Raw genomic sequence first — 21,379 nt, 5'->3', positions numbered from 1 at the left:
CACGCCTGACGGTCGCCGGCGCCCGACGCCGCCGACGGCCCCGAGCGCCTACCGGGCCCTGACGCACCCGCGGGCCTACGCTGCGGACATGAGCGTCGTCGCGAGCGTCGTCGTGGGCCTGGCCGCCCTGCTGCACGTCTACATCTTCTGGATGGAGTCGGTCGGCTGGACCCGGCCCGAGGTGTGGCGACGGTTCGGCGTCGCCGACCAGGCCGCCGCCGACACGACCCGCCCGATGGCCTACAACCAAGGCTTCTACAACCTGTTCCTCGGCGTCGGCGCGATCCTCGGCATCGTGCTCCTCGCAACGGGCCACGACGCGGCCGGCACGACCCTCATGCTCTTCTGCACCGGCTCGATGGTCGCCGCCGCCCTCGTCCTGACGACGACCGGGCCCGGCTACCTGCGCGCAGCCCTGACCCAGGGCACGATCCCGCTCGTCGGCTTCGTGCTGACGCTCCTCGCCTGACGACCGGGCTCTCCCGGACGCCTCAGGCGGAGGCCGGGGCCGGGCCGCCGGTGCGCACGACCGACGCGGCTCCGAGCACGAGGATGACGACGCCGACGACGGCCGAGCCCGACGCGAGCGCGCCGTAGCCGAGCGACCCGACGACGATGCCCGCCGCCACACCCCCGGTGGCACCGGCCAGGCCCATGACGACGTCGGCCAGGCCCTGGGTGGCCGGCCGCTCGTCGGTCGAGACCGCGGCGGTGAGCAGCGTCGAGCCGGACACGAGGGTGCACGACCAGCCGACGCCGAGCAGGAAGAGCGCGGCGAGGAGCAGGCCCGACCAACCGGCCTGGGTCCACGAGGCCAGCACGGCCGCCACCATGAGCACCGCACCGCCGACGGTCGCGACCCATTGGCTGCCCCACCGGTCCACGGCCATCCCGACGAGCGGCGACAGGGCGAACATGCCGAGGATGTGGATGGAGATGACGAACCCGATCACCTCGAGCTCGGCGTGGCCGTGCTTCATGTGGATCGGGGTCATCACCATGACGCTGACCATGACGAGGTGCCCGAGCGCCATGACGAGCATGCCGAGCAGGGCGCGGGGGTTGGCCCGCACGACAGCCAGCCCGCGACGCATCGAGCCGTCGTGGTTCGGCACGTCGGCCACCGACGCCGCCGCCGGGTCGGCGGTCGCCGCAGCACCCGCTGCCGCCGCCTCTCCACCGTCGACGCCGGTCGCGCCCGTCGCGCCGGACGCTGCGGCGTCCACGCGTCGGGACTCGGCGTCCGCGATGCGGGCCTCGGCGTCGAGACGGCGGGCGGTGAGCAGCGGGTCGGGCAGCAGGAGGCGGTCGACGACGAGCCAGGCGAGGACGAAGCCGACGAGCGAGAACGTGAAGACGCCGGCCAGCTCGGGCAGCCCGAGCGCGTGCGCGACGGCCTTGCCCGGGCCGACGAGGTTCGGCCCGGCGACCGAGCCGATCGTCGTGGCCCACACGACGATCGACAGGTCGCGGCCGCGACGCGCCGGCTCGGCGAGGTCGGCCGCGGCGTAGCGCGTCTGGTTGTTGGCCGTCGTGCCGCCGCCGAAGAGGAACATGCCGACGACGAAGAGCGGGAACGAGCGCAGCACGGCGGCGACGAGCACGAGCGCGGCCCCGACGAACGCCACCGACAGGCCGAGCCGCAGGCCGACGCGTCGACCCCGCGCGGCCGTCGCGCGGGCGACCGGGATGGTGAGCAGCGCCGTGCCGAGCACCTGCGATGTGGTGCCGACGCCGGCGAGCGCCTCGGTGCCGCTGAGGTCCTCGGCGATGAGGGCCCCGACGGCGATGCCGCACGCCATGCCCACGCCGCCGAGCACCTGCGACCCCACGAGCGTGCGGACCACCTTGCGCTGCAAGGCAGCCCGGTCTACGGGCACGACCGGCACACCCGCGATGCCCGACGCCTCCGACACACCCGCCGCGTCGGAGTGCCGCACGCCCTCGTCAGTGGTCACACGTGCCTGCGCGAGGTGATGACGCGGAACCGGTTCGCGACGAACGCCGCGTCGGTGTACGCGGCGTTGGCGGCGGGGTTGGCGCCGGTGCCGTGGAAGTCGGAGAACGCGGCGGTCTGGTTGACGAACACCTGGCCGGTGAGGTTCTCCGACAGGGCGACGCCGCCGTCGGCCGCGGCCTCGCGGGCACGGTCGAGCACGTCCTCGGAGGTCGAGTACACCGCGGCGGTCATGGCGCCGTGCTCACGGACGGTGTCGGCGAGCTGGGCCAGCGACTGCTCGGTGGAGGCGGTGCGGATGAGGAAGCCGACCGGCCCGAAGCACTCCTGGGTGTAGACGTCCTCGCGGGCGACGTCGACGGCGACGAGCCCGGGCGCGCGCACGACGGCGTCGGGCCACGCGGGGTGCACGATGCGTCGGGACTCGAGCACGACGCGTCCCTCCGCGTCACCGGCGAGGTCGTCGAGCGAGTCGGCGTTGGTGCGCACCTGGTCGTTGACGGTCGCGCCGAGCAGCTCGACGGCCTTGGCGTCGTCGCCGGTGAGGCGCGACACGGCACCGGCGAGCTTCTCGCCGAACTCCTCGAAGGACAGGTGGCCCTCGTCGGTGTCGACGCCGCCGGCGGGCACGTAGAGGTTCTGCGGGGCCGTGCACATCTGGCCGGAGTAGAGCGTCAGGCTGAAGGCGAGGTTGCCGAGGGTGCCGCGCAGGTTGTCGGTGGAGTCGACGACGACGGTGTTGAGGCCGGCCTTCTCGGTGTAGACGAGCTTGCCGAGCGCGGCGCCGTGCTCCTCGAGCCACGCGCCGAACGTCGGGCCGCCGGTGTAGTCGATGATCGCGACCTCGGGCCGCTCGGCGAGCACCTTCGCCAGGCCCTGACCGTCGGCCTCGGGCGCGAGCTGCACGAGCGCGGGGTCGAAGCCGGCGTCGGTCAGCACCTCGCGCGCAGCGGCCACGGTGATCGCGAGCGGCAGCACGGCCCGAGGGTGCGGCTTGACGACGACGGCGTTGCCGGTGACGAGCGAGGCGAAGATGCCCGGGTAGGCGTTCCACGTCGGGAAGGTGTTGCAGCCGATGACGAGGGCCACGCCGCGCGGCACGATGCGGTAGTCCTTCTGCATCCGCAGCGGCGCGGGATTGCCTTCGCGGTCCTTGCCCGGCTTCTCCCACAGGACCGAGGCCGGCACGCGCTCCTGCTCGACGAGCCCGGCCGCGACCGCCTCGAGGGCGCGGTCCTGGGCGTGCGGGCCGCCGGCCTGGAACGACATGACGAACGGCTGGCCCGAGGTGTGCATGACGGCATTGGCGATCTCGAAGGACCGCGCGTTGATGCGGTCGACGATCTCGACGCACACGGCCGCGCGGACCTGCGGGCCGGCGTCGCGCCAGGCGGCCATGGCGGCCCGGGCCGCGTCGAGGCCGGCGTCGAGGTCGAGCGCCGGGTAGGTGACGTCGAGGGCCGGGCCGTACGGCGACACCTCGCTGCCGACGGACGTGCCGTCGGTCGGCTGGCTCGCCAGCGCCGCGAACGGCGCGCCGAGGTGCGCCTCGTGGGCGGCGAGGCCCTCCTTCGCGGCGTCCTCCCCGTAGACGCGGGGGCTCGGCGACTCGGGGTAGCGCGAATAGTAGGTGCGGCCGGCCAGCGCCTGACGGATCTCGTCGAGGACGCCGGCGTGGCGGTCGAGCAGCGGGTGGGTGGCGGGCGTCGTTGCCGGTGCAGTCACGCCCTCGATGCTAGTAGCGCCGCGCGACGGTGAACTCGGCGGCGAGGGACGGCGTCGAGGCAGGCACGACCTCGACCACGGCTCCGGTGCGCGGCGCGTGCACGACGAGGCCGGCACCGGCGTACGTCGTCACGTGGTGCACCGTGCCCGACGCGGCGTAGAAGAGCTGGTCACCGGGCCGCAGGTCGCCCGGGCCGACACGACGCCCGGAGCGCGACTGCGGGCCCGCGTCCCGCGGGATACGCACGCCGTGCACCCGCAGCACGAGGTGCGTCAGGCCCGAGCAGTCGAACCCGAAGCCCGACGTGCCGGCCCAGAGATAGGGCAGCCCGACGAACTGCCTCGCGGAGGTGACGCGTGCGGTGCCCGCCGGCGAGAGGGCTGGCGCGCCGGCGGCGACGACCGACACGTCGCCCGCGCGCACGCGCAGCACCCGGCCGCCGGGCAGAGCCACCCGCACCCACGCGCCGGCGATCCCGACGCTCGGCAGGCGGGTGCCGAAGCTCACCTCCACGACGCGCCCCGACGCCGCCGATTCCTCCCGCAGCCATGCGGTCCTCGCGGTGACGGTCGCCTCCCGCACCGACGCGCGCGGAGCGACCGCGGTCAGCTGTACCGCCGGCACCCAGCCCGGGTAGCCGCGGGCGTCGAGGGGTGAGGGCTGGTCGGGCACCACGACGGCCACCCAGGAGCCGCGGCGTGCCGTGACGACGACGCGCTCACCGAGCAGGGCCTGGGTGTCGGCTCGCCCGCTGAGCCCGCGGCGGTCGGACAGGCTCATCGCCGCCAGCCAGGTGCGGATCCCTGCCGGAGCCTGCAGGGCCGGCAGGTCGACGGGCCGGGGCGACGCTGGTGACCGCCAGAGCGTGGCGACGGACACCGACACCCATGCGGCGCGACCGACCCGCAGCCCCGACGTCGGGAGGGGTGACGACGTGGGTGAGGGCGTCGGCCGCGGCGGGGCCGTCGCGCCGGGCGTGCGCGAGGTGGTCGGTGCCGCCGTCGGTCGGGTCGTGGGCGATGCGCCGGTTGACGGGCTCGTCGAGGCGCGACCCGACGCGCCCGGTGGCGTGGGAGGAGCCGTGGCCGCTGTCGGAGCGCCCGGGGACGTGGCGGGGGTGGTGGCGCCCGGCGCTCCGCATCCCGCGAGCACCACGAGGGCGAAGGTGCCCACGAGCCAGACCCGGCTCGGACGGGGGCGTCCCACACCTTCAGGTTCGCCCTGCTGCACCGGCGGCCGCACGGCCCAAGGTCCCGTCACTCCCGAGGTGTGGGCAGGATGGGGCCATGGACCCCGACCTCGACACGAGCACCCGGACCGACGGCCCCGACGACGTGCCGACGAGCCCCTTCGGGCGCGTCGCCGTGATCGGCGCGGGCGCGATGGGAGCCGGCATCGCGCAGGTCGCCGCCGTCGCCGGGCACGAGGCCGTCCTCGTCGACGTGGTGCCGGGCGCCGCCGCGTCCGCCCGGAAGAAGATCGGCGCCGCGCTCGAGCGCCTCGTCGCGAAGGGCCGCGTCCAGCAGGCGTCGGCGTCCGCGGCGCTGGGGCGCATCGTCGCCCAGGACGGCATCGAGGGCCTGCCCGAGTGCGCGCTGGTCATCGAGGCCGCGCCGGAGAACCTCGAGCTCAAGCGCAGCCTCTTCGCCCAGCTCGCCGAGCACCAGCCCTCGACGACGGTCCTCGCGACGAACACGAGCAGCATCGACATCGACGACATCGCCCGCGACGTCACCGACCCCGAGCGCGTCCTCGGCCTGCACTTCTTCAACCCGCCGCCGGTCATGCGCCTCGTCGAGGTCGTGCACGGCTCGGCCACCTCGCGCGCCTACGTCGAGCACGCCACGACGCTCATGGAGGCGTGGGGCAAGACGCCGGTGCGGTGCGCCTCGACGCCGGGCTTCATCGTCAACCGCGTGGCGCGGCCGTTCTACGGCGAGGCCCAGCGCATCGTCCAGGCGGGCGTGGCCGACGCCGCGACCGTCGACTGGATCCTGCGCGAGGAGGGCGGCTTCCCGATGGGCCCGCTCGAGCTGACCGACTTCATCGGCCAGGACGTCAACCTCGCGGTCGGCACGTCGGTGTGGGAGCAGACCGGCCACGACGAGCGCTACACCCCCACCGACCTCCAGCGGCAGCTCGTGGCCTCGGGTCGCCTGGGCCGCAAGACCGGAGCCGGCGTCTACACCTACGACGCCGACGGCGACCCGATCGACGCCGTGCCCGACATCGAGCTGGCCGAGCGGCTCGTCGGCGGCCCGCTCGAGACCGACCCCCTGGCCCGGACGCTCGCGATGCTCGTCAACGAGGCCGTCGACCTCGTGCACCGCGGGGAGGCCAGCGCCGAGGACGTCGACATCGCGATGCGCCTCGGCACGCGCTACCCGAAGGGCCCCATCACGTGGGGCCGCGAGATCGGGTTCGACGTGGTGGCCGACCAGGTCGCCGAGCTCGACGCCGCGTTCCCCGGCGGCCGGTACCGGCCGAGCCCCGCGCTCACCGACGGGAGCCTCGCGTGACGCCCGACGAGGCGTCCGGCGCCCCGGACGCGTCGGGCACCGTTGACGCGTCGGGCCCCTCCGTGGACGACCCCGCCGACGGCGTCGCGTTCGCCCGGCAGATGTGGGCCGACGACGAGGCCTCCCGACGGCTCGGCATGGAGGCGGTGCTGCTCGAGCGCGACCACGCCGTGGTGCGGATGCCGGTGCGCCAGGACATGGTCAACGGCCACGACATCTGCCACGGCGGCTTCATCTTCACCCTCGCCGACTCGGCGTTCGCGCTGGCCTGCAACTCGCGCGGCGCCCTCACCGTCGCGGCCGGCGCCGACGTCACCTTCACGACGCCCGGACGCCTCGGCGACGTGCTCGTCGCCGACGCGCGGGTGCGCACCGCGTACGGCCGCAGCGGCCTCACCGACGTCACGGTGACCCGCGCCGACGACGGTGCGGTCGTCGCCGAGTTCAGGGGTCGGAGCAGGTCGGTCGCCCGACCCCGCTGAGCCGGACACGCCGGACATCTCGCGAAAAGTCATGCAGCGCAAGGCATTTCGCGGACTCGTGACAAAGTCGGGCGCATCGGACGACTTTCGGCGGATCGTCGTGAATCGGTGTCGGTGACTAGTACCGCTCCCCTACGGTCGGGGCACGACGTCGAGGGACGCCGCGGGAGGCGGCGGGGGCTCGGGGGACGCCTTCCTACGACTGAACGAGGGGACTCACATGGGGATGAACGCTCGCCTGCGCACCGCCGCCGTCGTCGCGTGCGCGGTGACCGTCGCCGGTCTCGCCGGCACACCGGCCGCGTCCGGAGCAAGCCGCAACTGGGAGCGGAACCTGGGCTCGGCCGTGCTGCCGTTCAACGTGGCCGTGAACCAGCAGAAGGTCTACGTCGCCGACGGGTTCAGCGGCTCCGTCTCGCAGGTCGGCGGGGGCACGGTCGTGTCCATGCCGGGCATGGACGTCTCCGGCGTCGACCTGTCCGCCGATGGCAAGTCCCTGGCGTGGACGTGGTCGAACAACGACCACAGCTCGACGGGCCTCACGGTTCGCACGCAGGGCCGGCCGGACGTCTCGGCAGACATCAGCGGCTACGAGGCCGCCCACAACCCGGACGGGTCGTCGACCTACGGGATCGTCGCCGGTGGCAACCCGTGCGCGGAGGCGATCCTCGGCGGCCTGACCGGCGGCGCTGCGACGTACAACGGGATCATCGACAGCCACCCCTACTCCGTGGCGCGGTCCGGCTCGGGCTGGCTCGTCGCCGACGCGGGAGCCAACGCGATCCTGCGCGTCGACGCCCGAGGACACGTCTCGACGGTGAGCGTCCTTCCGGCACAGCCGGTCACGCTGACCCAGGCGATGGTCGACGGCCTCGCAGCGGGCATGGGCGCTCCTGCCGGCTCGCTCGACTGCCTCGTCGGTGTCACGTACGCCTTCGAGCCCGTGCCGACCGATGTCGAGGTCGACAGCCACGGGATGCTCTGGGTGTCGGTCCTGCCGGGCGGCCCCGAGGACCCGAGCCTCGGCGCCCGCGGTGCCGTGTACCGCGTCAACCCGAGCACCGGTGCTGCGACGCGCGTCGCCGGCGGCTTCCTCGGCGCCACCAACCTCGCCGTCTCCGACGACGGAACCGTCTACGTGACGGAGCTGTTCGGCGGCAGGATCTCGAAGATCTCGGGCGGCAAGGTCAGCCTCGCGCGCTCCCTCGACGGCGCGGTGTCGGTCGAGGTGCACGGCGGTTATCTCTACGTCGGCCAGCTCGGGAACGTCGACTTCGAGACGGGACAGGTCCTCGCGGACGGATCGGTGATGCGCTTCAAGCGCTGACGCCCTGCCCTTTCGGGGACCGGCCCGCGACCCTCCTCGGGTCGCGGGCCGGTGCGTCGTCCACCGTCCGTGCCCTCCAGCGAGCGGGGCCGGACACGGAGTCGTGACGATTGTGGATCTCCCACCACGGCGGGCGGCCCCGGCGGGGTACATTGCCGCGGACCGACAGGGAGGTTCGGAGACAGTGAGCGACCAACAGGGGTGGACCGCTCCGGGGGCGTCGACGCCGCCCGGTGACGCGACCGGTGACGCGACCGGCGCTGCGCGGGGGGACACGTCACGCGACACCTCCGGCGACGCCGTGCCCGACGCCCTCGGCGACGTGTCCGACGCGTCCGACGGTTCGGCCGGCGACCCGACGTCCGACGCCGGCTGGGGACCGCCGGCCGGTGCCGCGCCGACCGGCCCCGTCCCACAGTCCGACGCGCCCGGCACCTCAGGCTCCGCGTACCCGCCGCCGGCGTGGTGGGGCCAGCAGCCGACGGCGGGCCCCGCCCCGGTGCCGCCCGCCGACGCGAGCCACCCGGCGCCCGGCGGCGCCTACCCTCCCCCCGGTGGCGTCGGCACCCCGCCGCCCGGCCCCGCCTACCCGCCGCCGTCTGGCACGCCGCTGCCCCAGGCGTCCGGCCCGGGACGTCCCGCCCCCGTCCAGCCGCCGGGCTGGGTCCCGCCGCAGCTGGCCCCGAAGCCCGGCATCATCCCGCTCCGGCCGCTGAACCTCGGCGAGATCTGGGGCGGCGTCATGACGGCGGTCCGGGGCAACCCGGCGGCCACGATCGGGCTCGCACTCGTCACGACCGCGGTCGTCCTCGTGCCGCTGACCCTCCTGGGCATCTGGATCGCCTCGACCGTCACGGCCCGCACGGCGAGCTTCGACTCGTCGTTCGACCCCGCGTTCGGGGGCTACGCCGACTCCTCCGGCAGCACCTCCGCGTTCCTCGGCGGCACCCTCGCCTCCCTGGTCCCCCAGCTCGCCATGTACGCCACCGCGCTGCTGCTGCCGCTGTTCATGGCCGTCGTCATCGGCCAGGGCGTCCAGGGCCGGCGCATCGGCCTCGGCGAGACGGTCCGCGCCGCCCGCGGCCGCATCCTGCCGGCTCTCGGCGTCGTCCTGCTCATCGGCCTGGCCGCCTTCCTCGCCCTCGGCGCCCTCGTCGGGATCGTCGTCGCCACCTGGATCGGGAGCGGGGACGGCGGCGGAGGCACCGCGGCCTTCGTGACGTTCCTCGTCTTCGTCGCGTTCGTCGTCCTCTTCGTCTTCTTCAGCGTGCGGTGGGGCTTCGCCATGACGATCGTCGTGCTCGAGGGCGCCGGCCCGACGCTCGCCCTGCGACGCTCGTGGACGCTGACCCGCAAGCGCGGCTTCTGGCGGATCTTCGGCATCCGGTTGCTCACGGGTATCGTCGCCGCCATCGCCGGCGCGGTCATCACGGCGCCGCTCGGCTTCCTCGTCGGCTTCATGACCAGCGACTCGCCCACGAGCACCGCGTGGGTGCTCGTGCTGGTGCAGGCCGGCACCGTCCTCGTGCAGAGCGTCCTCACGACGCCGTTCACCGCGGGGGTCGACTCGCTGCTCTACGTCGACCAGCGCATCCGCTACGAGGGCCTCGACGTCGCGCTGCTCCAGCAGTCGCAGCAGGGCCGCGACGCGCAGGTCCCGTGACGCCCGCTGCGCTGCTGCCCCAGAGCCCGCCCCTCGACCCCACCGTCGAGCAGGCGCGTGCCTGGCTGGCCGAGGAGCTCTCCTCGCCGGCCTACGCCGACGACCGCACCCCGCTCGACCGGTTCCTCGACTGGCTCAACGAGCAGCTGGCCGGGATCGGCGGCCAGGCCCCGGCACCCGGCTGGGCGCTGCCCGTCGTGCTCGTCGTGCTCGCGCTCGTCGTCGCCGCGATCCTGCTCGTCGCGGTGCGGCGCTCCCCCGCGGCCTCGCGCGCCCGCGCGAGCGGCGGAGTCCTCGACGAACCGCACCTCACGGCTGCCGACTACCGGTCGCGCGCCGAGGCCGCGCTCGCGCGGGGCGACGCCGCCGCGGCGACGGCCGACGCGTTCCGGGCCGTCGCGGCGTCCGCGGCAGAGCGCACCCTGCTCGACGACGTGCCGGGCCGCACCGCCCACGAGATCGGGGCCGCACTCTCGGGCGTCTTCCCCGGCGAGGCCGGCGAGGTCCGGGGTGCGGCCGACCTGTTCGACCGCGTCGTGTACGGCCGGGTCCCGGTGGGCGCCGCCGACGCACGCGGGGTCCTCGACCTCGACGCCCGGCTGCGGGCGACGCGTCCCGTGCTCGCCGCGGCAAGCGCCGCCGCCGTGGGCGCCGGGGGTGCCCGGTGAGCACCCCGACCCGCGACGCGTCGAGCGCGTCGAGCGCGTCAACGGAGTCCCCGACGCCGGAGCCGACCGGGGTCTCGACGCCCGGGCTTCCCGCGTGGAACACGACGGTGCCGCCGCGAGCGCCGCGCAGCGGGCGTCGCACGGTCGTCCGTGTCCTCGCCCTCCTCGTGGCCGCCGCCGTGGCGATCGGCCTGCTCGTCATGGTCGTCACCGGGCCGCGCGTCTCCGGCCTGCCCCTCGACCCAGACGACACCGGCCACGGCGGCGCCCACGCCGTCGCCGAGGTGCTGCGCGGGCACGACGTCGACGTGTCGGTCGCGCGGAGCATCGACGACCTCGAGCGGACGCTCGACTCCTCCGACTCGCGGACCGACTGGACCGTCGTGCTGACCGACGCCAGCTACCTGGGCCAGGGCGCCGCGGAGCGCCTGACCCGCGCGGTCGAGCAGACCCGCCGGTTCGTCGTCGTCGAGCCCGACGACGTCGAGCTGGAAGACCTCGGTCTGCCGCTCACCGTCATCGACCGCGGCGCTGCGGCACGCAGCGCCGGCTGCACGTCCGACGTCGCCGACCCCACCGACCGGCTCACCGCGAGCTGGAGCAGCTACGCCGTCCTCGACGAGGGCAGCACGTCCGGCGCGTCCAGTGGGTCCGGCGCGGCCAGTGGATCTGGCGCGGCCGTCCGCTCGGGCGCCGGCGCGACCCTGTGCTTCCGCCCGGGGGACACGAGCTCGGACGCGTCGGACTCCGGGGAGTCCGGGGAGTCCGGGGCCCTCGTCGTGCTGCCCCGTGAGGGCCAGGCCCCCGAGACGGTCGTCCTCGGCTCGAAGCGGGCCGTGAGCAACGGGCAGGTGCTCGACGACGCCCACGCCGCGATGACCCTGCGCGCGCTCGGGCCCACCTCGCACCTGCTCTGGTACGTGCCCGGCCTCTCCGACCTCGACGCGGTCGACCCGTCCGGTGACCACGTCGCCGACCCCGGCCGCGGCGTGCCCGACTGGCTCGGGCCGGCGGCCTGGCTGCTCGCGGCGGCCGTCGTCGCCTTCGCGCTGGCGCGGGGCCGGCGGCTCGGGCGCCTCGTCGTCGAGCCGCTGCCCGTCGTCGTCCGCGCCGCCGAGACCACCGAGGCCCGGGGGCGGCTCTACCACCGGGCCGCCGACCGGCCGCTCGCGGCGCGCGCCCTGCGCGTCGGCAGCCACACCCGGCTCGCGGACCGCCTCGGCCTGCCGCGCTCCACCCCCGTCACCGCCCTCGTCGACGCCACCGCCCGGGCGTCCGGCACCCCCCGAACCGACGTCGAGCGCCTGCTCGACGGGCCCGACCCGACCACCGACCGCGACCTGCTGCTGCTCGCGCAGCGACTGGCCGACCTCGAGGAGAGCGTGCGAACCGCATGAGCCAGACGCCCGAACCCCAGACCAGCGAGGCACCCGGCGCCCCGGTGGCCCAGCCGGACCCGACGACGCCGACGACGCCGACGACGCCGACCAACGGCGTCACCCCGGTGCCCGACCCGACGCATGACGCCCCGGTGCCCTCCCGCGCCCACCACGCGTCGCCCGATGCCGCCTCCGACGACGCCTCGGATGCGGCGCGCCAGGCGCTCAACGCCGTCCGGGCCGAGGTCGCCAAGGCCGTCGTCGGGCAGGACGCCGCGGTGAGCGCGGCCATCGTCGCGCTCCTCGCCCGCGGCCACCTGCTCCTCGAGGGCGTGCCCGGCGTCGCCAAGACGCTCCTCGTCCGCTCGCTCGCCGCCGCGCTCGACCTCACCACCAAACGGGTCCAGTTCACCCCCGACCTCATGCCCGGCGACGTCACCGGATCGCTCGTGCTCGACCCGCGCACGTCCGACTTCACCTTCCGCGAGGGTCCGGTCTTCACCAACCTGCTCCTCGCCGACGAGATCAACCGGACGCCGCCGAAGACCCAGTCGGCGATGCTCGAGGCGATGGAGGAGCGGCAGGTCAGCGTCGAGGGCCACCCGCGACCGCTGCCGACGCCGTTCCTCGTCGCCGCCACGCAGAACCCCGTCGAGTACGAGGGCACCTACCCGCTGCCCGAGGCGCAGCTCGACCGGTTCCTGCTCAAGGTGACGCTGCCGCTGCCGCCGCGCGAGGACGAGGTGGCCGTGCTCCAGCGGCACGCCTCGGGGTTCGACCCGCGCGACCTGTCGACCGCCGGCATCCGGGCCGTGGCGGGCCGGGCCGATCTCGAGGCCGGCGCCGCGGCCGTCCGCCGCGTCGAGGTGTCACCGGAGATCGCTGCGTACATCGTCGACATCGCCCGGGCCACCCGCACGTCGCCCTCGATCTCGCTCGGCGTCAGCCCGCGCGGTGCCACCGCGCTGCTCGCCACGAGCCGTGCCTGGGCCTGGCTCAACGGCCGCTGGTTCGTCACTCCCGACGACGTCAAGGCCCTCGCGCACGCCACCCTCGCGCACCGCCTGGCCCTCCGCCCGGAGGCCGAGCTCGAGGGCGTCAGCATCGCGGCCGTCCTCGACAGCGCGCTCTCGTCCGTCCCCGTCCCCCGGTGACCGGAGCCGACCGGTGGTGGTGACGACGCGCGCGGCGTGGGCGCTGCTCGCGGGCGCGGTCCTGCTCGTGTGGTGGCCGACGACCGGCACCGTGGCCCTGTGGGTCCTCGCGGTGGCGGTGCTCGCGGCCGCCGACGTCGCCCTCGCGCCGTCGCCGCGCCGCCTCGGCCTGGAGCGCACCGGCCCGACGCAGGTGCGGCTCGGCGAGACCGTGGCCACCGACCTGCTCGTCACCAACCCCGGGCGCCGCACCGTCCGGGGCGTCCTGCGCGACGCGTGGCCGCCCTCCGCCGGCGCGTCGCCCGACCGGCACCCGTTGCACGTGCCCGGCGGTGAGCGCGTCCGGGTCCGCACGCCCCTGCGCCCGACGCGTCGGGGCGACCGGGTCGCCGACCGCGTCACCGTGCGCGCCCTCGGCCCCCTCGGCCTCGCCGGCCGGCAGCACTCGACGGTGGTGCCCGGCCGCGTCCGGGTGCTGCACCCGTTCCCGTCCCGCCGCCACCTGCCGAGCCGGCTCGCGCGCCTGCGGGAGATCGACGGCCGCTCCGCGGTGCGCCGCCGCGGCCAGGGCACCGAGTTCGACTCGCTGCGCGACTACGTCGAGGGCGACGACGTCCGCTCGATCGACTGGCGCGCCACGGCGCGTCGGAGCTCGGTCGTGGTGCGCACGTGGCAGCCCGAGCAGCACCGTCACGTCGTCATCGTCGTCGACACCTCGCGCACGAGCGCCGGGCGGGTCGGTGACGTGCCGCGCCTCGACGCAGCGATGGACGCCGCGCTGCTCCTGACGGCCCTGGCCAGCCGGGCCCACGACCGCGTCGACGTCGTCGCCGGCGACCAGGTGGTCCGGGTCCGCGTCGGCGGGTCGGCCGACCGCGGCACCCTGCTCGCCGACGTCGTGTCGGCGCTGGCGCCGGTCGACGCCTCGCTCGTCGAGGCCGACTGGACCGCCCTCGTGTCGGTCCTCATCGGCCGAGGACACCACCGCGCGCTCGTCGTGCTGCTGACCCCGCTCGAGCCGGCCGCCGTCGAGGAGGGCCTGTTCCCCGTGCTGCCCGCGCTCGTGGCGCGCCACCGCGTCGTCGTGGCGAGCGTGTCCGACCCCGCCGTCACCGCCCTGCGACTCGCACGCGACTCCGCCCAGGAGGCGTACGGCGCCGCGGCCGCCGAGCGCACGACGGCCCAGCGTCGGCGCGTCGCCGAGGCCCTGGAGCGGATGGGGGTCGACGTCATCGACGCCGACGCCGACGCGCTCCCGCCGCGGCTCGCCGACCACTACCTCCGGCTCAAGAGCGAGGGGCTGCTCTGACGTGCCCTGAACGCTCTGAGTGCTCCGACAAGCTCCGACAAGCTCCGAGTGCTCCGGGTGCTCTGGACGTCTCAGCCCGCGACCGGCGCGGCGTCGCCGGCCACGTGGTCGGCGACGTCACCGGTGGCGCCGGCGCGGTGGGCCCGCCGGCCGACGACGAAGACGTAGACGAGGAAGGCACCCCAGGCGACCAGCCCGATGGCGATCCGTGCCGCGGTCGGCAGGCCCGACGGCGTGACGAAGCCCTCGATGACACCGCTGACGAGCAGCACCACGACGAGTCCCAGCGCGATGCCGACGACCTTGCGCCCGGTGCGCGCGAACGACGCCGACCGCGACAGGGCCCCGGGGTCGACCCAGGACCAGAAGAGCCGCAGCCCGGCACCGCCCGCGACGAACACGGCCGTCAGCTCGAGCAGCCCGTGCGGCAGGATCAACCCGAAGAAGAGCGAGGCGCGGTCGTGGCTGACCATGAGGGCCGCGACGATGCCGACGTTGACGACGTTCTGCCACAGCAGGTAGAGCACCGGCAGGCCGAGGGCGCCGAACGCGATGCACTGGGCCGCGACCCACGCGTTGTTGACCCACACCTCCGTCGCGAACTCGTGGTGCGCGAACTCCGAGTAGTACCCGGCGAAGTCGGTGTCGACGTAGGCGCGGACCTGCTCCGCCGACAGCTGCGAGGTGTAGAGCTCGGGATGGGCCAGGGTCCACGCGGTGACGAGCGCCATGAGGACGACGCTGCCCACGAGCGTCGAGACCCACCAGCGTCGGAGGTCGTAGAGACCGGCCGGGAACGTGCTGCGGAAGAAGGTGAGCAGGCCCGACCACGTCGACGCGTGCCGCCCGGCGAGCGAGAGCCGGGCCCGCGTCAGGAGCATCGACAGGTGACGCACGAGGGCCGGGTCGGGCGCGGTGGAGCGCACCTGCGACAGGTGCGTCGACACGCGCTCGTAGAGGTCGAGCAGCTCGTCCGCCTCGGCACCCGAGAGGCGACGCCGCTTGCTCAGCGCGTCGAGACGCGCCCACTGCTCATGGTGCGCGGTGACGAGCGCGTCGACGTTCACGGCGTCACCCTAACCGCGCGCACGCGGCCGCGGGCCGAGTCGGTCCACAGCCGCGCGCATCCGGCCTCCGGCGGGTCGCCCGCGGGGTTACCCTGCCTCCCGTGACGGCCAATGCGCGCAGCGCGCCCGCGCCCTACCGGGGGTACGCGGCCCAGGAGTCGGTGACCGGTGAGGGCGTGGCCCTCGAGCTGCCGGTCGCCAACATCGGCTCGCGCATCGTGTCGGGGCTCATCGACCTCGTCGTCAACGTCCTCCTGTGCTGGGGGCTCATCGTCGTCGCGATCAGCCTCACCCAGGGATCCTCCGAGGCCGTGGCCCGCACGGCCGTCATCGTCGTGCTCGTCGGCGTCCTCGTCGGGTTCCCCGCCACCACCGAGGCACTGACCCGTGGCAAGACCCTCGGCAAGCTCGTCATGGGCCTGCGGGTCGTCCGCGACGACGGCGGCCCGGTGTCCTCGCGGCACACGCTGACCCGCGCGCTCGTCGGCTGGCCCGAGATCTACCTGACCACCGGCGTCGCCGCGGCCATCGCCGCCCTGTCGAGCTCACGCGTCAAGCGGCTCGGCGACCAGGCGGCCGGCACGTACGTCGTGTCCGAGCGCAGCCGCCTCCGGCTGCCGGCGCCCCCGAGCATGCCGGCCGAGCTCGAGGCATGGGCGGCCCGCGCCGACATCGCCCCGCTCGACCCGGGTCTCGCCACCGCGCTGCGCCAGTTCCTGCCCCGCGCAGCGTCGTTCGCGCCGGCCGCCCGCGACGCTCACGGTCACCAGCTGCTCGGGCGCGTCCTCTCCTCGGTCGCGCCCCCACCTCCGCCGGGCCACCACCCCGAGACCGTCCTGCGCGCCGTCGCCGCCGAGCGCTACCGGCGCGACCTGACGCGCATCGCCCGCGACCAGCGGCTGCGCGACGCAGTCCTACCCCGCGAGCGCTGACCCCGCCGCTGACCCCGCCGGTGGCCCGCACCGACACCCCGGGCGGGACGCCTCGCCGGACCTGAACGGGGTCTTCGCCCGGCCTGCGCCGACTCGTACCGTCGCGCGCGCCAGGGCGTGACGTGGGCCACCTAACGGTTCGGTACAACTGGTGTCCACCTGACGGGATAGGTGGCAGGATCGGCCAGACCCAGCCAGTGCGTCGTCGCGCCGGCTCGACCGTTGCACGCCCGGAAGGACCCACCAGCATGCGCCGCATGTCCCTCATCGCCGTCACCGGCGGAATCGCCCTCGGTCTCACGCTCTCCGCATGCGGCTCCAACTCGCTCTCGCCGGGTGGCGGAGAGTCGTCCGCCCCGGCTCCGGCCGCCACGACCGGCAAGGCCGACCCTGCGCTCGTCGCCAAGCTGCCGGCCAAGATCAAGTCCGCGGGCAAGATCGTCGTCGGCATCGACCCCACCTACGCCCCCAACGAGATGCTCGCCGCCGACGGCAAGACCGTCGACGGGTGGGACCCCGCCCTGTTCACCGCGGTCGCAGCGAAGTTCGGCGTCACCGTCGACTACCAGCCCTCGAAGTTCGACGCCATCATCCTCGGCGTCGACAGCGGCAAGTACGACGTCGGCGTCTCGTCGTTCTCGATCAACAACGACCGCAAGGCCAAGGTCAACATGGTCAGCTACTACACGGCTGGCACCCTGTGGGTCGGACCGAAGGGCAACCCGAAGGGCATCAACCCCGACGACGCGTGCGGCAAGAACATCGGCGTGCAGAACGGCACGACGCAGTTCGACGACATCACCGCCCGCAGCAAGAAGTGCACGGCGGCCGGCAAGCCCGCGATCAACATCCTCCCGCACGACGGTCAGGACGAGGTCACCGCCGACGTCGTCTCCGGCAAGGTCGACGCCATGCTCGCCGACTCCCCGATCGGCCTCTACGCGATCAAGAAGACCGGCGACAAGCTGGCCGAGATCGGCCAGGTCTACGACTCCGCGCCCTACGGCTACGTCGTGCCCAAGGCCGAGACCGACTTCGCCCAGGCCCTCGTCGACGCGCTCAAGGCCGCCAAGGCCGACGGCACCTACGACGCCGCGCTGAAGCAGTGGGGTGTCGAGTCGGGCGGGATCACCGACTTCGCGCTCAACCCGTGAGCCGCGGCCGATGAGCGCCAGCACCGACACCGCGACCGTCGCTCGCGACCCCTCATCCGAACGGCCGGGCCTGATCCAGGCCCGGCCGGTCCGGCATCCCTGGCGGTGGGTCGCCGTCGTCGTCATCGCCATCCTCGTGGCGATGATGATCAGCTCGTTCGTGACCAACGAGCGGTGGAACTTCCCGTTCGCGCTGCAGATCATGAACCAGAACCCCGTGCTCGAGGGGCTCATCAAGGGCACCATCGTCGGCACGGTCGGCGCCATGATCATCGGCGTGTTCGGCGGCATCGTGCTCGCGGTGATGCGCCTGTCGAGCAACCCCGTGCTGCGCGGCGTCTCGTTCGTCTACACGTGGTTCTTCCGCGCCATCCCGCGCTACGTGCTGCTCAGCATGATCGGCGTCGGCGTGCCGTACCTCTACAACACCCTCGACGTCGGCGTGCCGTTCGGCCAGCAGCTCGCCTCGGCTCTCGGCCTGTCGAGCTCGTTCACGTTCTTCAGCCTCGACCTCAACGCCTTCTCGAGCACGCTGCTCGCCGGCATCGTCGGTCTCGGACTGTCCGAGGCCGCCTACATGGCCGAGATCGCCCGCGCCGGCATCATCTCGGTCGACCAGGGCCAGGGAGAGGCCGCAGCCGCGCTCGGCATGAACAACGGCCAGACGATGCGCCGGATCGTCCTGCCCCAGGCGATGCGGGTCATCGTGCCACCGACGGGCAACGAGACGATCGCCATGGTCAAGGACACCTCGCTGCTCACGGCCATCCCCGTCATCACCGAGCTCTTCTACCAGACGAGGATCATCGGCACGCGCACGCTCGAGATCATGGCGTCCTACGTCGCCGCGACGGCCTGGTACCTCATCGTGTGCTCCGTGCTCATGGTCGGCCAGTTCTACCTCGAGCGGTACTTCGGCCGCGGCTTCGGGCAGTCCCGTGGCCAGTCCCGCAAGGCGCAGCAGCAGCGCAACGCCCGCCCCGCCGGCATGGGAGGTGCCTGATGACCGACGTGTCCAGCAGGTCGCGCACGGGTGAGGAGCAGCCGCTCGTCCGAGCCCTCAACGTCATGAAGAGCTTCCACGGCAACGAGGTGCTCAAGGGCATCGACCTCAACGTCCACCGCGGCGAGGTCGTCGTGCTGCTCGGGCCCTCGGGCTCGGGCAAGACGACGTTCCTGCGCTGCATCAACCAGCTCGAGTCGATCGACGGCGGGCGCATCTGGGTCGACGGCGACCTCGTCGGCTACCGCGATCACGGCGGCCAGCTGCACCACCTCACCGACAAGCAGGTCGCGGCCCAGCGCCGCGAGATCGGCATGGTGTTCCAGCGCTTCAACCTGTTCCCGCACAAGACGGCGATCGAGAACATCATGGAGGCGCCGACGCAGGTCAAGCGGGTCGGCCGCAAGCAGGCCCGGGAGCGTGCGCTCGCGTTGCTCGCCCAGGTCGGGCTCGGCGACAAGCCCGACGCCTACCCGGGCGCCCTCTCGGGCGGCCAGCAGCAGCGGGTCGCCATCGCGCGGGCGCTGGCCATGGAGCCCAAGCTCATGCTCTTCGACGAGCCGACCTCGGCCCTCGACCCCGAGCTGGTCGGCGAGGTGCTCCGCGTCATGCGCGAGCTCGCCGAGGGCGGCATGACGATGATCGTCGTGACCCACGAGATGGGCTTCGCGCGCGACGTCGCCGACCACGTGGTCTTCATGGACGGCGGGGTCGTCGTCGAGGAGGGCAAGCCGGCCGACGTCATCAGCAACCCGCAGCACGAACGGACGAAGTCCTTCCTGCGCCGGATGCGCCAGGAGGAGCAGGAGCTCGAGGAGGCCCGCGCCGGCACCGCGATCGACGCCGCCGCCGCGCCGGACACCCCACCCGACCGGACGCCTGACGCCTGACGCCTGACGCGTCAGCCGACGCCGGAAACGTCGAAAGGCCACGTTTGGTGGCCGACGGCCGGTCGAGAGGCCACTTCCCAGACCGGGAGGTGGCCTCTCGACCTGTCCGGGGCAGCCACCCTTGGCCTCTCGACGGTTGGGAGGGGACGAAACGTGGCCCCTCGAACGGTAAGAATGGGCGGCATGACGACGGAGTCAGCCGAGCGCCGCCCTGCCCTGCCGGACCACGAGATCCCGACGCTGTCGGTCGACGAGCTGCGCGGGCTCCAGCTCGAGCGGCTGCGGGCCTCCGTGCGGCACGCGTACGAGAACGTCCCGCACTACCGGAAGGCGTTCGAGGACAAGGGGATCCACCCCGACGACGTCCGCGGTCTCGACGACCTCCGTCACCTGCCGTTCACGGCCAAGGCCGACCTGCGCGCCAACTACCCGTTCGGGATGTTCGCCGTGCCGCGCGAGCAGGTCGTGCGCGTCCACGCCAGCTCCGGCACGACCGGCCGACCCACCGTCGTCGGCTACACGCGTCGCGACATCGACACGTGGGCCGACCTCGTGGCCCGCTCGATCCGCCTCGCCGGCGGCCACCCGGGCGACATCGTCCACGTCGCGTACGGCTACGGCCTGTTCACCGGCGGCCTCGGCGCGCACTACGGCGTCGAGCGACTCGGAGCGACGGTCGTTCCCGTCAGTGGCGGCATGACCGAGCGCCAGGTCCAGCTGATCCAGGACTTCGGCCCGCGCGTCATCATGGTGACGCCGAGCTACTTCCTGTCCCTGCTCGACGAGATGGAGCGCGAGGGCCTCGACCCCTCCGCGACGAGCCTTCAGGTCGGCATCTTCGGCGCCGAGCCGTGGACCGAGTCGATGCGCCAGGAGATCGAGCGGCGCACCGGCATGGACGCCGTCGACATCTACGGCCTGTCCGAGGTGATGGGCCCGGGCGTCGCGCAGGAGGCGGCGACGACCAAGGACGGCCTGCACGTCTGGGAGGACCACTTCTACCCGGAGGTCATCGACCCGGTCACCGAGGAGGTGCTGCCCGACGGGGAGCTCGGTGAGCTCGTCTTCACGTCGCTGACCAAGGAGGCGATGCCGGTGCTGCGCTACCGCACCCGCGACCTGACGCGTCTGCTGCCGGGCACCGCGGTCCCGTCGATGCGGCGCATCCAGAAGGTGACCGGGCGCACCGACGACATGATGATCATCCGCGGCGTCAACGTCTTCCCGACGCAGATCGAGGAGCACGTGCTCGCCGAGCCGGGGCTGTCGCCGTACTTCCAGTGCGTCCTGACCCAGCCGGGTCGGATGGTCGAGCTGACCGTGCTCGTCGAGCCGCTCGAACGCCTGTCCGACGACGCGTCCCGCGAGGTCGCGCGCCGGCTCGAGCACGCGGTCAAGACGCACGTCGGCGTGACGTGCCGGGTGCAGGTGCGCTCCCCCGGCTCCATCGAGCGGTCGATCGGCAAGGCCCGGCGGATCGTCGACGAGCGCCCCAAGACCTGAAACCGGCACGTCGGCATCGCTTTCTCGGGTGAGCGCAAGGTCGGGGTGCTTGACTCGGGTCGAGCGGGGTCCGGGTCGGCCCGGACGCCCCACCAGTGAGCGAGCGAGGGACCCATGGCATCGATCGGCCAGCGTGTGTGGAAGGCCGGCAACACGGCGTCGGTCTGGATGTACCGCCGCACCGGCGGCAGGGTCGGCGGGCGCGTCCGGGGCGTCCCGGTGCTGCTCCTCACCGTCGCCGGCCGCCGGACGGGCGCGCAGCACACGACGCCGGTCGGCTACTTCGAGCGGGACGGCTCCTACTACCTCGCGGCCTCGGCGGGCGGGCGGCCGGCGGAGCCCCAGTGGATCCGCAACCTGCGCGCCGCGACCCACGCGTCGGTCCAGGTCGGCCGTCAGCACCACGAGGTGACGGTCGACGTGCTGCACGGCGCCGAGCGCGACGTCGCCTGGACCGACCTCGTCGTGGCGAGGGCCCCGTTCTTCGCCGCCTACGAGACGAAGGCCGGCCGCACCATCGCCGTCGCGAAGCTGACGCCGGCACCCTGAACACCGCACCGCACCGTGACCCGGCTGCAACTCACTCGCATCGAGGGGTGACACCCCGCCCTTCGCCCGGTGTCCTGATGGGCGTCCGAAGCACGAG

At 73.9% G+C, this 21,379-nt stretch carries 19 protein-coding genes; 15 read left to right on the top strand and 4 right to left on the bottom strand.

Annotated features, from left to right (window positions below; all coding sequences use genetic code 11):
• Positions 1 to 88 precede the first annotated feature (88 nt).
• Positions 89 to 469: a DUF1304 domain-containing protein gene (locus RY076_RS08875; protein WP_323097298.1), complete on the top strand. Its 381-nt coding sequence runs from the start codon at positions 89 to 91 to the stop codon at positions 467 to 469.
• 22 nt (positions 470 to 491) lie between these two features.
• On the opposite strand, the gene RY076_RS08870 is transcribed toward RY076_RS08875, so the two are convergent.
• The 3 genes from RY076_RS08870 to RY076_RS08860 are packed head-to-tail and all read right to left on the bottom strand — an operon-like array spanning position 492 to position 4,562.
• Complete coding sequence (locus RY076_RS08870; protein ID WP_323097296.1) at positions 492 to 1,958, bottom strand: MFS transporter; 1,467 nt, start codon at positions 1,956 to 1,958, stop codon at positions 492 to 494.
• Positions 1,955 to 3,682 carry a phenylacetic acid degradation protein PaaN gene (paaN, locus tag RY076_RS08865; RefSeq protein WP_323097294.1) on the bottom strand — a complete coding sequence of 576 codons (1,728 nt, stop codon included), beginning with the start codon at positions 3,680 to 3,682 and terminating at the stop codon, positions 1,955 to 1,957. Before paaN ends, RY076_RS08870 begins: the two co-directional genes overlap by 4 nt.
• Positions 3,683 to 3,692: 10 nt before the next feature.
• Positions 3,693 to 4,562 carry a C40 family peptidase gene (locus RY076_RS08860; RefSeq protein WP_323097293.1) on the bottom strand — a complete coding sequence of 290 codons (870 nt, stop codon included), beginning with the start codon at positions 4,560 to 4,562 and terminating at the stop codon, positions 3,693 to 3,695.
• A gap of 407 nt (positions 4,563 to 4,969) precedes the next feature.
• Between RY076_RS08860 and RY076_RS08855 the strand changes: the two genes are divergently transcribed.
• The 8 genes from RY076_RS08855 (at position 4,970) to RY076_RS08820 (ending at position 14,184) form a co-directional block, all read left to right on the top strand.
• The gene (locus tag RY076_RS08855; protein ID WP_323097291.1) at positions 4,970 to 6,202 is read left to right on the top strand and encodes a 3-hydroxyacyl-CoA dehydrogenase NAD-binding domain-containing protein; all 1,233 of its coding nucleotides are present in this window, start codon (positions 4,970 to 4,972) and stop codon (positions 6,200 to 6,202) included.
• Entirely contained in the window at positions 6,199 to 6,684 is a 486-nt protein-coding gene (gene paaI / locus RY076_RS08850; protein ID WP_323097290.1) for a hydroxyphenylacetyl-CoA thioesterase PaaI, read from the top strand. The genes RY076_RS08855 and paaI overlap by 4 nt, the downstream gene beginning before the upstream one ends.
• 220 nt (positions 6,685 to 6,904) lie before the next feature.
• Positions 6,905 to 8,011, top strand: coding sequence for a ScyD/ScyE family protein (locus RY076_RS08845; RefSeq protein WP_323097289.1), 1,107 nt, complete (start codon positions 6,905 to 6,907; stop codon positions 8,009 to 8,011).
• A 184-nt stretch (positions 8,012 to 8,195) separates the two neighbouring features.
• On the top strand, positions 8,196 to 9,674 hold the full coding sequence (locus RY076_RS08840) for a glycerophosphoryl diester phosphodiesterase membrane domain-containing protein (RefSeq protein WP_323097288.1): 1,479 nt from the start codon (positions 8,196 to 8,198) through the stop codon (positions 9,672 to 9,674).
• The gene (locus tag RY076_RS08835) at positions 9,671 to 10,342 is read left to right on the top strand and encodes a DUF4129 domain-containing protein (RefSeq protein ID WP_323097287.1); all 672 of its coding nucleotides are present in this window, start codon (positions 9,671 to 9,673) and stop codon (positions 10,340 to 10,342) included. The genes RY076_RS08840 and RY076_RS08835 overlap by 4 nt, the downstream gene beginning before the upstream one ends.
• Positions 10,339 to 11,739 (top strand): DUF4350 domain-containing protein, encoded by a 1,401-nt coding sequence (locus RY076_RS08830; RefSeq protein ID WP_323097286.1) that lies wholly within the window; start codon positions 10,339 to 10,341, stop codon positions 11,737 to 11,739. Before RY076_RS08835 ends, RY076_RS08830 begins: the two co-directional genes overlap by 4 nt.
• Entirely contained in the window at positions 11,736 to 12,875 is a 1,140-nt protein-coding gene (locus RY076_RS08825; RefSeq protein ID WP_323097285.1) for an AAA family ATPase, read from the top strand. The genes RY076_RS08830 and RY076_RS08825 overlap by 4 nt, the downstream gene beginning before the upstream one ends.
• Positions 12,876 to 12,888: 13 nt before the next feature.
• Positions 12,889 to 14,184, top strand: coding sequence for a DUF58 domain-containing protein (locus tag RY076_RS08820; protein WP_323097284.1), 1,296 nt, complete (start codon positions 12,889 to 12,891; stop codon positions 14,182 to 14,184).
• Positions 14,185 to 14,255: 71 nt separating this feature from the next.
• Here RY076_RS08820 and RY076_RS08815 read toward each other — a convergent pair whose 3' ends face one another.
• On the bottom strand, positions 14,256 to 15,251 hold the full coding sequence (locus RY076_RS08815) for a stage II sporulation protein M (protein ID WP_323097283.1): 996 nt from the start codon (positions 15,249 to 15,251) through the stop codon (positions 14,256 to 14,258).
• Positions 15,252 to 15,352: 101 nt separating this feature from the next.
• Between RY076_RS08815 and RY076_RS08810 the strand changes: the two genes are divergently transcribed.
• From RY076_RS08810 to RY076_RS08785, 6 genes are all read left to right on the top strand, one after another.
• Positions 15,353 to 16,183, top strand: coding sequence for an RDD family protein (locus tag RY076_RS08810; protein ID WP_323097282.1), 831 nt, complete (start codon positions 15,353 to 15,355; stop codon positions 16,181 to 16,183).
• Positions 16,184 to 16,431: 248 nt separating this feature from the next.
• Positions 16,432 to 17,337, top strand: a complete 906-nt coding sequence (locus tag RY076_RS08805; protein ID WP_323097281.1) for an ABC transporter substrate-binding protein — start codon at positions 16,432 to 16,434, stop codon at positions 17,335 to 17,337.
• 10 nt (positions 17,338 to 17,347) lie between these two features.
• Positions 17,348 to 18,340, top strand: a complete 993-nt coding sequence (locus RY076_RS08800) for an amino acid ABC transporter permease (RefSeq protein WP_323097279.1) — start codon at positions 17,348 to 17,350, stop codon at positions 18,338 to 18,340.
• Positions 18,340 to 19,230, top strand: coding sequence for an amino acid ABC transporter ATP-binding protein (locus RY076_RS08795; RefSeq protein ID WP_323097278.1), 891 nt, complete (start codon positions 18,340 to 18,342; stop codon positions 19,228 to 19,230). The genes RY076_RS08800 and RY076_RS08795 overlap by 1 nt, the downstream gene beginning before the upstream one ends.
• Positions 19,231 to 19,413: 183 nt before the next feature.
• On the top strand, positions 19,414 to 20,733 hold the full coding sequence (gene paaK / locus RY076_RS08790) for a phenylacetate--CoA ligase PaaK (protein WP_323097277.1): 1,320 nt from the start codon (positions 19,414 to 19,416) through the stop codon (positions 20,731 to 20,733).
• A 114-nt stretch (positions 20,734 to 20,847) separates the two neighbouring features.
• Entirely contained in the window at positions 20,848 to 21,282 is a 435-nt protein-coding gene (locus tag RY076_RS08785; RefSeq protein WP_323097275.1) for a nitroreductase/quinone reductase family protein, read from the top strand.
• Positions 21,283 to 21,379 lie beyond the last annotated feature (97 nt).

The sequence above is a fragment of the Intrasporangium zincisolvens genome (assembly GCF_034724055.1).
Taxonomy (GTDB): domain Bacteria; phylum Actinomycetota; class Actinomycetes; order Actinomycetales; family Dermatophilaceae; genus Monashia; species Monashia zincisolvens.
This window is presented reverse-complemented; position numbering and strand designations above follow the sequence as displayed.

Bases quoted from the DNA above. Each gene is read 5' to 3' on its own strand.
- RY076_RS08785 (WP_323097275.1), top strand. From the start codon at position 20,848: ATGGCATCGATCGGCCAGCGTGTGTGGAAGGCCGGCAACACGGCGTCG.
- RY076_RS08845 (WP_323097289.1), top strand. From the start codon at position 6,905: ATGGGGATGAACGCTCGCCTGCGCACCGCCGCCGTCGTCGCGTGCGCG.
- RY076_RS08805 (WP_323097281.1), top strand. From the start codon at position 16,432: ATGCGCCGCATGTCCCTCATCGCCGTCACCGGCGGAATCGCCCTCGGT.
- RY076_RS08800 (WP_323097279.1), top strand. From the start codon at position 17,348: ATGAGCGCCAGCACCGACACCGCGACCGTCGCTCGCGACCCCTCATCC.
- paaK (WP_323097277.1), top strand. From the start codon at position 19,414: ATGACGACGGAGTCAGCCGAGCGCCGCCCTGCCCTGCCGGACCACGAG.
- RY076_RS08855 (WP_323097291.1), top strand. From the start codon at position 4,970: ATGGACCCCGACCTCGACACGAGCACCCGGACCGACGGCCCCGACGAC.
- RY076_RS08825 (WP_323097285.1), top strand. From the start codon at position 11,736: ATGAGCCAGACGCCCGAACCCCAGACCAGCGAGGCACCCGGCGCCCCG.
- RY076_RS08795 (WP_323097278.1), top strand. From the start codon at position 18,340: ATGACCGACGTGTCCAGCAGGTCGCGCACGGGTGAGGAGCAGCCGCTC.
- RY076_RS08875 (WP_323097298.1), top strand. From the start codon at position 89: ATGAGCGTCGTCGCGAGCGTCGTCGTGGGCCTGGCCGCCCTGCTGCAC.